The 12328-nt window shown below is 72.9% G+C and carries 12 protein-coding genes; 3 read left to right on the top strand and 9 right to left on the bottom strand.

Features of this window, described 5'->3' with window-relative positions:
- The first annotated feature begins 96 nt into the window (after positions 1 to 96).
- A complete protein-coding gene (locus tag P3T27_RS36310; RefSeq protein WP_280685578.1) occupies positions 97 to 1215 on the top strand; it encodes a peptidoglycan-binding domain-containing protein in 1119 nt (372 codons plus the stop codon).
- Between the two features lie 17 nt (positions 1216 to 1232).
- Here P3T27_RS36310 and P3T27_RS36305 read toward each other — a convergent pair whose 3' ends face one another.
- The 4 genes from P3T27_RS36305 to P3T27_RS36290 form a co-directional block, all read right to left on the bottom strand.
- A complete protein-coding gene (locus tag P3T27_RS36305; RefSeq protein WP_280685602.1) occupies positions 1233 to 1823 on the bottom strand; it encodes a TMEM165/GDT1 family protein in 591 nt (196 codons plus the stop codon).
- 199 nt (positions 1824 to 2022) lie between these two features.
- Positions 2023 to 2805, bottom strand: a complete 783-nt coding sequence (locus tag P3T27_RS36300) for an ABC transporter permease (protein ID WP_280685601.1) — start codon at positions 2803 to 2805, stop codon at positions 2023 to 2025.
- Positions 2806 to 2876: 71 nt separating this feature from the next.
- Positions 2877 to 4415, bottom strand: coding sequence for a phospholipid carrier-dependent glycosyltransferase (locus P3T27_RS36295; RefSeq protein ID WP_280685600.1), 1539 nt, complete (start codon positions 4413 to 4415; stop codon positions 2877 to 2879).
- A gap of 237 nt (positions 4416 to 4652) precedes the next feature.
- Positions 4653 to 5957 (bottom strand): MFS transporter, encoded by a 1305-nt coding sequence (locus P3T27_RS36290; RefSeq protein WP_280685577.1) that lies wholly within the window; start codon positions 5955 to 5957, stop codon positions 4653 to 4655.
- A 146-nt stretch (positions 5958 to 6103) separates the two neighbouring features.
- Between P3T27_RS36290 and P3T27_RS36285 the strand changes: the two genes are divergently transcribed.
- Positions 6104 to 6664: a MarR family transcriptional regulator gene (locus tag P3T27_RS36285; protein WP_280685576.1), complete on the top strand. Its 561-nt coding sequence runs from the start codon at positions 6104 to 6106 to the stop codon at positions 6662 to 6664.
- Positions 6665 to 6771: 107 nt separating this feature from the next.
- On the opposite strand, the gene P3T27_RS36280 is transcribed toward P3T27_RS36285, so the two are convergent.
- From P3T27_RS36280 to P3T27_RS36270, 3 genes are all read right to left on the bottom strand, one after another.
- Positions 6772 to 8577, bottom strand: coding sequence for a glycosyl hydrolase family 18 protein (locus P3T27_RS36280; protein ID WP_280685575.1), 1806 nt, complete (start codon positions 8575 to 8577; stop codon positions 6772 to 6774).
- A 309-nt stretch (positions 8578 to 8886) separates the two neighbouring features.
- Positions 8887 to 9507, bottom strand: a complete 621-nt coding sequence (locus tag P3T27_RS36275; RefSeq protein WP_280685574.1) for a hypothetical protein — start codon at positions 9505 to 9507, stop codon at positions 8887 to 8889.
- 159 nt (positions 9508 to 9666) lie between these two features.
- Positions 9667 to 10227, bottom strand: a complete 561-nt coding sequence (locus P3T27_RS36270; RefSeq protein WP_280685573.1) for a DoxX family protein — start codon at positions 10225 to 10227, stop codon at positions 9667 to 9669.
- Between the two features lie 199 nt (positions 10228 to 10426).
- On the opposite strand from P3T27_RS36270, the gene P3T27_RS36265 reads away from it, so the two are divergent.
- Positions 10427 to 11059, top strand: coding sequence for a MarC family protein (locus tag P3T27_RS36265; protein ID WP_280685572.1), 633 nt, complete (start codon positions 10427 to 10429; stop codon positions 11057 to 11059).
- A gap of 66 nt (positions 11060 to 11125) precedes the next feature.
- On the opposite strand, the gene P3T27_RS36260 is transcribed toward P3T27_RS36265, so the two are convergent.
- Together P3T27_RS36260 and P3T27_RS36255 are read right to left on the bottom strand one after the other, a co-directional pair.
- Positions 11126 to 11665, bottom strand: coding sequence for an NADPH-dependent FMN reductase (locus P3T27_RS36260; protein WP_280685571.1), 540 nt, complete (start codon positions 11663 to 11665; stop codon positions 11126 to 11128).
- A gap of 71 nt (positions 11666 to 11736) precedes the next feature.
- Positions 11737 to 12171, bottom strand: a complete 435-nt coding sequence (locus P3T27_RS36255; protein WP_280685570.1) for an Lrp/AsnC family transcriptional regulator — start codon at positions 12169 to 12171, stop codon at positions 11737 to 11739.
- Positions 12172 to 12328: the final 157 nt, after the last annotated feature.

Genomic DNA, 12328 nt, shown 5'->3' with positions numbered 1-12328 from the left:
CACCCTCCGGGACGTCCTGCATAATCAGGCGCGATCGTGAGCCCGGGAACGCCCCGGACGCACGGAGACCGCCCGAGAACCGAGGAGGACCGGCCGATGCCGGACCAGCACTGCCCGACGTGCGGCGCCGCACGCTCCACCGGGTGCGGCTGCGTCCCGGACCCGAGCCTCACCGAGACGGCCGTCCTCCCGCACCTGGAGGGCCCGCCGCTGGTGCGCCCGTACGTGCCGCAGGCGGTCGGCCAGGTCGCCGAGGAGGCACCGGCGGACGTCCCGCCGGTGGACCCCTTCGCGACCACCGTGCTGCCCCCCGTCGCCTCGGCGCTACCGCCCATCGCTCCCCCGCCGGCCGTTCCGCCCCTCGGACCGGACGCCGACGCCTACGCCACCACCGTGCTGCCGCCGGTGCCCGCCTCCGGGCCGGGCGCGTACGCGGCGGCGACGGCGCAGGCCCCGCCCGGCGACGACCTCGGCTTCTTCCCCTTCGACCACGCGACGTACGCCCACGCGACGCCGGGCGCCGAGCCGGAGGCCGTCGGCGGCCGGGCCGCGCGGAGGGCCGCCGAGCAGGCCGCGCAGAACCCACTCGCCCGGCACAAGCTGCTGCTGGCCGGGGTGGGCGCCGGCCTGGTGGCGCTCACCATCGGCATCGCGTACGCGGTGACGCCCTCGCCGGCCCCGGCCACCCGGCAGGCGCAGCCGCTGCCCACCACCCTGGCGCCCGCGCCGGCGGAGCCGGTCACCCCCACGCCGACGGACCCGACCACGCCGCCGCCGACCAGCGAGGCGCCGAGCCCGACGCCGACCAGGACCAGCCGGCCGAGCCCGACGAAGACCGCCATCCCGGTGCCGGGGCCGACCACCCAGGCCCCGGTCGCCGCTCCCCCGGCCCCGGTCCCCGTTCCCACCCCGACGCCCACTCAGGCCCCGACACCGACGCCCACCCCCACGCCGACCCCCACCCCGACGCCGACGCCGACCGCGACCACCAGGGTGCTCCAGCTCGGGATGACCGGGCCCGACGTCAAGGCCATGCAGCAGCGGCTGTGGACCGCCGAGTGCGGATACGTCGACAAGTCGATCATCACCGGCACCTTCGACGACTGGACCCAGAGTGCGCTCAGGGACTACCAGCTCAGCAACCGGATCAAGGGCGAGACCAACGTCTACGGCCCGAAGACCCGGGCCGTCCTGGAGGCCGACCCGGGCTGCTGAGCATCCGCCGACCGGGCTCAGCCGGTGACGGCCTGGAAGATGCTGATCCCCGCCAGCACCACCATGATCGTCGCCGCCACCCGGATGATCAGCTTCATCGGCACGTGCTTGAGCAGCTTCTGCCCGCCCACGATGGCGATCCCGCCCACCGCGCACAGCGCCAGCCACGCGCCGAGGCCGACGGCCAGCGGATCGGCGTACTTGGCGGCCAGGTTGGCGGTCATGATCTGGGTCAGGTCGCCGAACTCGGCGACCGCGACGACCACGAAGCTGGCCCCGGCCACCTTCCAGAAGCTGGGCGAGGACGGCTCCTTGGCGGCGTGCCCGTCCTCCTCCTCGCCCCCGCCGTGGAACAGCAGCATGGCCGCGCCGGCCAGGAACAGCACGCCGGTGACGCCCTCCACCCAGCGGTGCGGCAGCAGCGAGAGCAGGTGCCCGGCGGCCAGGGCGAGGACGACCTGAACGGCCATCGCGGCGGCGACGCCCGCGAAGACGTAGCTCGCGCGGTACTTGGTGCCGAGCACGAGGCTGGCCAGCGCGGTCTTGTCCGGCAGTTCGGCCAGGAAGATGATGCCGAAGGTCAACGCGGCAACGGTCAAGCTCATCAGGGGGGTTCCCTCGGTCTGGCTGCCCGGCCTCCGCAGCTCCGTCAGGGGACGCTTCGGCCCGACAGCACTGGTCATGGTCACAGCACTGCGGCCGAAGGTCTCGCCGGCACCGCCCCTGCGGATCAGGTGCCCCGGGCGCCGGGCCCGTGGGGGCCAGTATGTCGACGGTCCGGTGGAGGGCTACTCCCCTTCAACGTGCTCAAGGGTACCCGACCCCGTCAGGTGCCCCGGCGGTCACCAGCCCCCGCCCGACCAGCTCCAGCACCACCACGATCGCCACGGACTCCACCGCCAGCAGCCCGACCAGCACGAACAACTGCACCGCCCCGGCCTGGACGGGCGTGGCGCCGCCGAGCAGCATGCCGACGAAGGCGCCGGGCAGGGTGACCAGGCCGACCGTCCGGGTCTGGTCGAGCGCGGGCACCAGCGAGGTCGCGGCGGCCGTGCGGCAGATCTCCAGCCGGGCGTCGCGCTCCACGAAGCCGAGCGCCAGCGCCGCCTCCACCTCGCCCCGGCGCTGCCGCAGCTCGTCGAGGGCGCGCCGCCCGGCCAACGAGGTGGCGGTGAGCCCGCCGCCGATCAGGATGCCCGCGACGGGGATGACGGACAGGCCCTTGAGCGGCAGCAGCCCGACGGCCAGCAGCAGGGCGAGCACCGGCAGCACGCCGGCGCCGATCGGGGCGGCCGCCCAGACCCAGCCGGGGCCGGGGGTCATCCGCCGCCCGGCGGTGCGCACCGCGACCGTGAACATCAGCAGCACGAACAGCGCCGACCACCAGAGCGAGCCGACCACCCAGGCGATCACCGCGGCGACGGCGGCCAACTGCACCACCGCGCGCAGCCCCGCCCGCAGCACCGCGTGCCCGTGGCCGAGCCGGCCCCACCCGGCCACCGCGACGGCGGCCAGCAGCAGGAGGGCGGCGACCACCCCGAGCACAGGGGTGACCGGCAGCAGCTGGCTTCCCGAGGCGGCGAGCGGCACCGGCGTCGGACCGCCTGCGGTGCCGAGCGGCACCGGGGCCGGAGCGCCCGCCGCGGACGGGAGCACCGGTGTCAGATCCAGCTGGTGAACCACATCCGGTCCTGCCAGGACGTCATCGGGATCACCTCCGCCGTGTACAGCGGGTAGAAGAAGGCGAAGCAGCCGACGATGGCGAGCACGATCAGCCCGGCGCCGGCCGCGCCGATCCGGCGGCGCTCGGGGCTGCCGCCGGCCGGGCCCAGGATCGCGCCGAGCAGCTGGGCGACGGCCAGGCACAGGAAGGGCACCAGGACGACCATGTAGAAGGAGAAGACCGTCCGCTCCTGGTACTGGAACCAGGGCAGGTAGATCCCGGCCACCGCGCACAGCACGGCGCCCGAGCGCCAGTCCCGGCGGAAGAACCAGCGCCACAGCAGGTAGACCAGGGCGAAGCAGGCCGTCCACCAGAGCAGCGGGGTGCCGAGGCCGAGGATCTGGGCCGCGCAGCCACCGGAGGCGGTGCAGCCGCGCTGCCCGTCCGGGACCTGCTCCCAGTACATGGAGACCGGGCGGCCGTCGACCAGCCAGCTGAAGGGGTTGGACTGGTAGGTGTGCGGGGTGCTCAGCCCGGTGTTGAAGTCGTACATCTGCGAGTGGTAGTGCCACAGGCTGCGCAGCGGCGCGGGCACCCAGCTCATCGGCACCTGCGGCAGCGGGATGCCGAGGAAGCGGTCCGGGGACAGGCCGGCGCGGCCGTCGGCCCAGTGCCGGTCGTACCCGCCCTCACCGCTGCGGCCGCTGGCGAGCCAGCCGCCCCAGGCGCCGACGTACACCACCAGGGCGGAGCCGACCATGGCGAGGAAGGCGGGCACGGCGTCCCGGCGCAGCATCGAGCGCCAGGGGCGGCGGGCGCCGGCCCCGCGGCGGCCGGACTGGTCCCACAGGACGGTCAGCAGGCCGAAGGCGGCGAGGATCATCGCGCCGTTCCACTTGACCGCGCAGGCGGCGCCGAGGAACACCCCGGCGGCGATCCGCCAGGGGCGCAGGCCGAGCCGGGCCCGGTCGCCGTCGGTGGCGGTGGCGAGCCGGGCGCGGACGTGGTCGCGGTCGATCAGCAGGGCGCCGAAGGCGGCGAGTACGAAGAACATCTGGATGCCGTCGAGCAGGCCGACCCGGCTCATCACCAGGTGGAGGCCGTCGACGGCCATCAGCAGCGCGGCGGTGCAGCCGATCAGGGTGGAGCCGAAGAGCCGGCGGCCGATCCGGGCGAGCATCAGCACGGTGACGGTGCCGAGCAGGGCGGTCATGAACCGCCAGCCGAAAGGGTGCAGGCCGAACAGCTGCTCACCGATCGCCATCACCCATTTGCCGAGTGGCGGGTGGGCGATGAACTCGGGCGCGGAGGTGAGCGGGACGCCCTGCGGGACGGCCAGGATGTCGGCGTTGGCGTGGTCCGGCCAGCTGCCCTCGTAGCCCTGTCGGAGCAGCGACCAGGCGTCCTTGGGGTAGTACGTCTCGTCGAAGACGAAGGCGTTGGGGTAGCCGAGGTGCCAGAACCGCAGTAGGCCGGCGAAGAGCGCGACGCCGATCGGCCCGAGCCAGCCGGACCAGTCGGCCGCCCGGCGGAGCAGCCGGCGCGGGGCCGGTGCCGGGGTGACGGGGGCCGGGGCCACCGGGGGGTGCGTGAGCGCCGTTTGCGTCATTGCCTCGCCGATCCGCCTGTCTGCTCTGCCCGTGTCTGCTGCGCCGGCCGGGGCCGGGCGGCAACAGCCACTGACACTATGTGGCGGTGGTCGCGAAGCCAAGCGCGACGGGCGCCGACCAGGTGACCTGGTCGGCGCCCGTCGGCACGCCCGTTCGAACGGCGGTCACGCGGCGGTCTGCAGCTCCCGGACGACCGGGGCGCGGACCACGGCCGGGGCGGCGTTGTCCTGCTCCGCCGTGAGGTGCGGGCGCAGCCGCAGCGCCATGGCGACGATCAGCAGCGTGGAGCCCGCCATGGCCGCGAGGTAGAGCGGCCACGTGCCGGAGCCGACCAGCAGCACGCCGACGGCCGGGCCGACCGCGATCGCGATCTGCTTCACCAGGGCGTACCCCGCGTTGTAGGTGCCGAGCAGCCGGGTGGGGGCGAGATCGGCGACGATCGGGCCCATGGTGGGCGCCAGCAGCGACTCACCGACGCCGAACAGGGCGTAGATCGAGACGATGGCGACCGTGGCGGCCATGGTCTCGGTCCGGATCAGGCCGGCCACCAGGGCCATCGCCCAGGCGCCGAGCCAGACCACGCCGGCCGCGGCCATCGCGGTGGTGCGGCGGCGGCGCGCGGTGATCCGCACCATGAACATCTGCAGGACGACGATGGTCAGCGCGTTGGCGCCGATCGCGAAGCCCAGGGTGGAGGGCGCGGTGCCGACGGTGTCGGTGGCGAAGGCCGCGACGCCGGACTCGAACTGGCCGTAGCAGGTGAAGAAGATCAGCCCGGCGAGCAGGCAGAGCCGCAGCATCGCCTTGTCGGCGACCAGCGCGCGCAGGCCGGTGGGGCCCTCGTTCTTCTCGTGCAGCGGGATCAGCGGGGCCGCCGGCATCCGGGCGGTGCCGGTGACCAGCGCCAGGCCGAGGAAGGTCACCGCCTCGATGGTGAACAGCCGGGTGAGGCTGGCCGGGTCGGCGACATTCACGATCTGCCCGCCGACCAGGGCGCCGATGCCCATGCCCAGGTTGATCAGGGTGAACTGGAGCGCGAAGGCGTGCGAGCGGGTCGCGGCCGTCGAGCAGCGGACGATCATCGTGGCGAGCGCCGGCTGGCAGGTGGTGACACCCGCGCCGAACAGGAAGGAGGAGACCAGCAGGGCCGGGGTGCCGGTGGCGTGGCCGAAGGCGAACGCGCCGGTGGCGGCGAGCGCCGAGCCGACCAGCAGGACCGGGCGGGGCCCGTACCGGTCGATGCCGCGGCCGGTGAACGGGAGGACGGCGAGCGCCGCCAGCGCGAAGACGGTGAACACCATCCCGGCCGCCAGCGAGCCCAGCCCGCGCACCTGGTCCACGTACACGAACATGTACGGCATCGTGAACCCGCCGCCGAACGCGCTGAGCGCGTTGCCGATCTGGACGCGGCGCAGCGGGCCGCCCGCCCCGCGTCGCTGCTGTCCCCGCTGCTTCACCGTGCCGATCACCGTGCACATCCCTTCCTGGATTCAACTGGATACTCTTAAGTCCAGAAGATTTCAGAGCTAAAGTTTGACGAGATAAAGTCTTAGCACCGGAAGAGTGCGGAGTCAAAGGCTTAAGAGATGCACGCCCCCGTGCGACACTGGTCCGCATGACTACGGACAAGCCCGCGCCGGCCACCCCCAGGGAGCTCGGCATCGCCGAGCAGGTGGCCGTCTACCAGCGGGAATTCCCCACCGTGGACCCCCAGGTGGAGACCATCGTGCAGACCATGTCCCGGGTCGCCCGACGGATGGGCGTGGCCTACGACCGACAGCTGACTGTGCTCGGGATCACGGCCGCCGAGTGGGAGGTGCTCAAGGCGCTGGTGGTCTCCGGCAGCCCGTACCAGCTCGGGCCGGGCGAGCTGGCCAAGCGGCTCGGCCTCACCCCGGCCGCGATGACGCACCGGATCGACCGGATGGTGAGCGAGGACCTGGTCACCCGGGAGCGGGACGAGACCAACCGGGTGCGGGTGATCATCGAGCTCACCGAGAACGGCCGCGACAAGTGGCTGGAGTCGATGCGGATGGCGGCGGTGTTCGAGGAGGAGCTGCTCCAGGACATCTCGGGTGAGGAGCGGGCCGTACTGTCGGCGCTGCTCGCACGGATGCTGCGGCGGATCGAGGAGAGCCAGCCGGACGCGCTCGGGCGCACCGCCGACCTGGCCTGAAAGCCGACGAGTCCGGCCCGCCGGGGGGTGCTCCCCCGGCGGGCCGGACTGCGTGGTTCAGGTGCTGCGAGGGTCCGTCAGGCCCTCAGCTCGTGGTGTCCGACGGGTCAGCAGGGACCGTTGTCGGTCCAGACGCCCCACTGGCCGCTCAGACTCGGGTCGTCGCCCTTGGTCCACCACTTGTTGGTGTAGTAGTGGCCCTTCCAGGAGACCTTGGTGCCGCCGGCCGCGTAGGTGGCGTTGGCGTCCCAGCTCGGGGCGGCCGGGCAGCCGGCCGGCGAGGTCGGGGTACCGGTCGGGGTACCGGTCGGCGTGCCCGTGGGGGTGCCGGTCGGCGTGCCGGTCGGGGTCGGGGTCGGGGTCGGCGTGCCGGTCGGCGGGGCCGGGCAGGCGGAGGAGGAGCCGTTGGTGGCGTCGACCATCTTGTCGAACAGCGCGGTCCTGGTGCCCAGGTCGTACAGCGAGAAGGCGAAGGAGCCGCCGAGGCCGTTGCAGTGCGCGTAGTCGAGCTTGGCCTGGATCGACCTGGCGTCCTCACCGCTCCAGAAGGTGTTGCCGTCGTAGAAGTACGTGGCCTTGGCGTCGTCGTCCCAGAAGGTCTTGGACGGGTTGTCGACGAAGCCCGCGAGCTCCTTGTACATCTGGATGCCGGGGACGTTGCCGGACATCGCCGCGCCGGCCGCCGGGCTGGCGGCGGGCTGGAAGAGGCCGTTCTTGCCGTTGTTCTGGACGCCGGTCCAGCCGCGGTAGTAGAACGGGACACCCATGTTGATCTTGTTGGCCGGGAAGCCGCCGGGGATGCCGTAGTCCTTGTCGCCGACCGTCCACGCCTTGACGGCGTTGTCGATCGAGTACTTGCCGTTGCCCGGCTTGGCCGGGGTCGACGGGTCGTTCGGGCCGGAGTAGAGCGGGGCCTGGTGGTTGGTCGGACCCTGCGGGTCCCAACCGCCGTGCATGTCATAGGTCATGACGTCGAGGAAGGTCAGGTACTGACCGATCTTGTCGGTCTCGACGTTCATGATCTTGTCCTGGCCGGCGCCGACCGCCGCCGACAGGGCGTAGGTCTTGTTGTCGGCCTTGCCCTGCGCGTCCAGCTGGGTGCGGAACTCCTTCAGCAACGCCGTGAAGTTCTGCTTGTCGGACGGGCTGGAGATGTTGCCGGTGTGGCCGCCGCCGCCCGGGTACTCCCAGTCGATGTCGATGCCGTCGAAGATGCCGGCACCGGTGCCCGGGCCGCCGTAGCCGGCGTCGCTCGGGAGGTTGCCCTTGATGAACATGTCGATGCAGGACGAGACCAGGTGCTTGCGCGAGGCGTCCGTGGCGGAGGCCGGCGAGAAGTACTTGGAGTAGGTCCAACCGCCGATCGAGAGCAGGATCTTGAGGTTGGGGTTCTTCGCCTTCAGCTTCTTCAGCTGGTTGAAGTTGCCCGCGATCGGCTGGTTCCAGACGTCCCCGACGCCGTCCACCGAGATGTCCGCGCCGAAGCTCTTCTGGTAGTCGGCGAACGCGTCGGCCGCGCCGTCACCCGCGTTGGGGTTGTTGTCGTTCCCGTCGGCGGCCTTGGTGGCCTCGAAACACCCCAGGTCGGTCGGGTGGATGTTGGCGAAGTCGTAGATCAGGTAGTCCAGCTTCCCGGCCACGCCGGTGTCCTGGACCGTCTTCGGGTAGTACGCGTTGGCGTAGACCGACCACTGGTCGTAGTAGGCGACCTTGATGCCACCGCTGGTGGCGGGCGCGCCGGTGCTGTTGGTGGTGGCGGCGTTGGCCGCGCCGCCGCCGGTCAGCGCGAGGCCCGCGCCGAGCAGCACGGAGGCGGCGGTGCCGGCCGCGATGGCGGCCAGGCTCTTCGGACGACGTCGGCGGCCGCCCGCCGGAGCCGGGGCCCCGGCCCTTTCAATGCGTGAACGCAGCATGGGTGCGTAACTCCTGGTTGTGGGGGTTTCCGTCGTCCCGGGGGGGGTGCGCCCGAGGTGGGGTCGGGCGACCGGGACATGACAGATCAGGGGTGGGGAATCGAGCGGATCAGCGGAATCGGGCCGTGACGGACACCGGGATGTGCCGAACCGGCGCCCGCGGCACGAGGCCGTTGACGCCGGTTCAGGGGCTCCCTGCACCTGGGCAATAAAAATGGACTAGACCAACTCCCCCGTCAAGGGGTCCTGTTGGGCCTTGAGCCGCGCTTAAGGTTCGACCCCCACCCGGGTACCCCGCCGACCTGGGCGTCAGTAGCGCACCGCGTTGGCCACCACGGCCTTCAGGCTTCCCGAGAGGTCCCGGTTGCTGCGCGCGGTGGCCTGGGCGCTCTTTCCGCCCGCCACGTCCTGGACGGTCACCGCGGTCGCGTCCTGCAGCTTGCCGGAGTCGTCGGTGAAGTTGATCTGGATCACGTACCGGTACGACTGCTGCCCGTGGTTGGTGACGGTCAGCTCCACCTGCGCCTTGCCGTCCGGACCGGTGCTCACCGCCCCGACGGACACGTCCCCCTTGGCGTCCAGCCCGCCCTTGATCCCGGCGACCGCCGAGGAGGCCGCGGACACCGCCGCCGAGGCCCGCGCCTCCGCCGAGGAGATCACCGACCCCGCCCCGCCGGCCGCCGAGGCCAGCGCCGAGGCGGCGGAGGCGGCGGCCGAGGCGCCCTGCTCGATCGCGGCGGCGGCCGAGGAGGCCACGGTGCCCGCACTCCTGCCGGAGGAGGAGCAGCCCGCCAGCGCCGCCGAGCCGACCACCGCCACGGCCAACACCCGGGCCACCGACCGGCGTTGGCGGCGCGCCGGCGTTCCGTCCGGCCGCCGCGCGGTGACGCGCGGCCTCGAACCGGTCCGGGTGAGCGGCTGGCGGTCCATACGGTCCCTCGTTTCTGCCCCGGTGCCGGGCTGCCCGGCACACCTCCCCGCCCACCCTCCGAGGGCCGCGGGGGGAGCGCCAGCAGGGTTACTGCCTCCGGGTGACACCGGACGTCGGCACCGCACCGCGCGTCGGCACCGGCGCCGGCGCCCGCGCCGTCAGGACAGCCCCGAGCCCTCCTGCTCGTCCGCCTCCACCGCGGCCCGCTCCTCGCGCAGCCGCACCGCGTGCCGGCGCCGGGCCACCACGCCGTACGCCCCGGCGACGGACGCCGTGAAGGCCAGCAGTCCCATCCACGGCCGGTCGAGCACGTGGCAGGTCAGGTGGTCCAGCGAGTACCGTCCCGGACCGGCCAGCCCGAGCGCCAGCCCGGTCGCGCCGAGGAAGGCCGGGTACTCGTAGCCGCCGGAGGTCGCGAAGAAGCCCCCCGGCGCGTGCACCGCCACCGCGCCGGCCATTGTCCCGGCCACCACCGCACCGGCCGCCCCGGTGGCCAGCCCGGCGACCAGCAGCACACCACCACCCGCCTCGCCGGCACCCGCCGCGATGGCACTCTGCCGGGCGGGGTGGAAGCCCATGTGCTCCATCGCCTGGGTGGTGCCCTCCAGACCGCCGCCGCCGAACCAGCCGAACAGCTTCTGGGTCCCGTGCGCGATCAGCACCCCGCCGACCGCTCCGCGCAGGGCCAGCAGGCCCAGGTCCTTACGGTTCAGACACATGTCGCATCCTCGTTCCCGGGGGGTGATCCGACTTCCATGGGACCCGACAGCGCGCACCCGTTCGAGCCGGGGCCGCCATCCGGGGGAATTCGCCGGTCTTCCGGAATGAACCGCCCGCCCGTGAGATTCACGCCACGCCACGCCCGGCCTCGGGGCGTGGCACAGCGCCCGCACCGGGCCCCGCGGCCATGCTTGGCGCATGTTCGTCTTCAACCTGAGCAGCGCGTTCATCACCTTCTTCGCCGTGGTCGGCCCGCCGAAGACCCTGCTGGCCTTCGCCCGGCTGGCCTCCACCCGGAGCACCCGGGAACTGCGGCGGCTGGCCGCGTGGAGCACGGTGATCTCGGCGGCGGTCGGCCTGGTGCTCGGCTTCACCGCGGACGAGGTCACCACGCTGTTCCACATCAGCGACCAGTCGTTGCAGCTCGCCGGCGGGACGATCTTCTTCATCTACGCGGTCGCGCTGGTCTTCGGTCTCCACCTCGGCACCGAGAGCGACGACGACGAGCACCTGCCGAACCACATGGTGGACGGCATCCGCGAGCTGCTGCTGCCGTACATCGCCAGCCCGCTCGCGATCACCGCCGTCCTGGTCGCCTCGCTCACCAAGAACGAATGGGGCTGGAAGGCCGTCGTCACCGGGGCGTACCTCGCGGTCGTGGTGATCAACTACGTCTGCGTGGCCCTGCTCGCGCCGCTGATGCGGCGCACCCACCGCACCTCGCTGGAGGTGCTCTCCCGGCTGCTCGGACTGCTGCTGGCGGCGGTCGGCGTGGAACTGTTCCTGAACGGCCTGGACGGGCTCGGGGTGCACATGCTGGAAGGGCACTGAGCCCGGCCGCGCCCTCGCGGTCAGCCCGCGGTGGGCCCGGCGGTCAGCCCGTGACCGGCTCCACGATCAGCCCGCGGCGAGCCGGGCCAGCACCTCGCCGATCCGCTCCCGCACCAGCGGGTCGGCGACCAGCCCGTCCGGGCCGATCGCCTGGCGGTCCAGCGGGATCCGCACGCAGGCCTCGTCCAGCACGGCCGCGCCGGTGTAGCCGAGGACGGTGCGCAGGGTGGCCTCGGCGCCCTGGCCCCGGCCCGGGCCGGCCGCGTTGATCCAGCCCGTGGGCTTGTCCGAGATCTCCGTCCCGCCGACCGTCCAGTCCAGCAGGTTCTTGAAGGAGCCGGGCAGCGTCCCGGCGTACTCGGGGGTGCAGACCAGCAGCGCGTCGGCGGCCTCGACGGCGGCGCGCAGGGCGGCCACCGGCTCGGGCAGCGGGTCGGTGTCGCGGTCCGGGTTGAAGTGCGGCAGATCGGCCAGCCCCGCGTAGTAGGTGGCCCGGAGGCCCGGGGTGGCGGCGGCCACGGCGGCGGCGGTGCGCAGCACGGTCTCGTTGGTCGAGCCGGCCCGCAGGCTCCCGGGCAGCAGCAGGATGTGACGCTCGTTCGGCATGCCGAGGAACCTACCGCTCCGGCCGTACGGCGCCACGGCGAGAGGCACCACGGCGCCACGGCGCCACGGCGCTACGGCGCGACCACCGGCCGCCAGGGCACCGGGCTGGAGAGGATCATCGAGCTGGACGGCTGGCCGTAGCCGCCGAGCCGGTCGCACAGGGCCTCGAAGTCGGCCATCGTCGGCACCGCGACCAGCAGCGCGCAGCAGGCCCCGCCGGTCACCCGGTGCAGTTGGAGCACCTCCGGCCAGGCGGCCACCTGGGGGTCGCGCAGCACGCAGCGCGGTCCGTAGCACTGGATCTGGACCAGCGCGGTGATCGGCAGTCCGGCCCGGCTGAGGTCCACGTGGGCGTGGTAGCCGGTGATCACCCCGTCGGCCTCCAGCCGGCGGACCCGTTCGGCCACCGCGGGTGCGGACAGGCTCACCCGGCGGGAGAGTTCGTTGTAGGAGAGCCTGGCATCGGTCTGCAGCTCGGCCAGCAGGCGGCGGTCGACGGCGTCCATGGCGGCTCCCGGGGTGACTGGAACGGGTGGTTTCGCGATCGTAAAGCGAATCGGCACAACGCCTTGCGATCGACAACCGCAACGGCGGTTGCGGTGTCCGTCGACCATTCAACCGGGGGGTCGCACCGCCGCACAATGGGCACCCCGGCGGAACCAG

This window comes from Kitasatospora sp. MAA19, assembly GCF_029894125.1.
Taxonomy (GTDB): Bacteria; Actinomycetota; Actinomycetes; order Streptomycetales; family Streptomycetaceae; genus Kitasatospora.
Note: the sequence above shows the minus strand (reverse complement) of the source record. Positions and strands in the feature narration are given on the sequence as shown.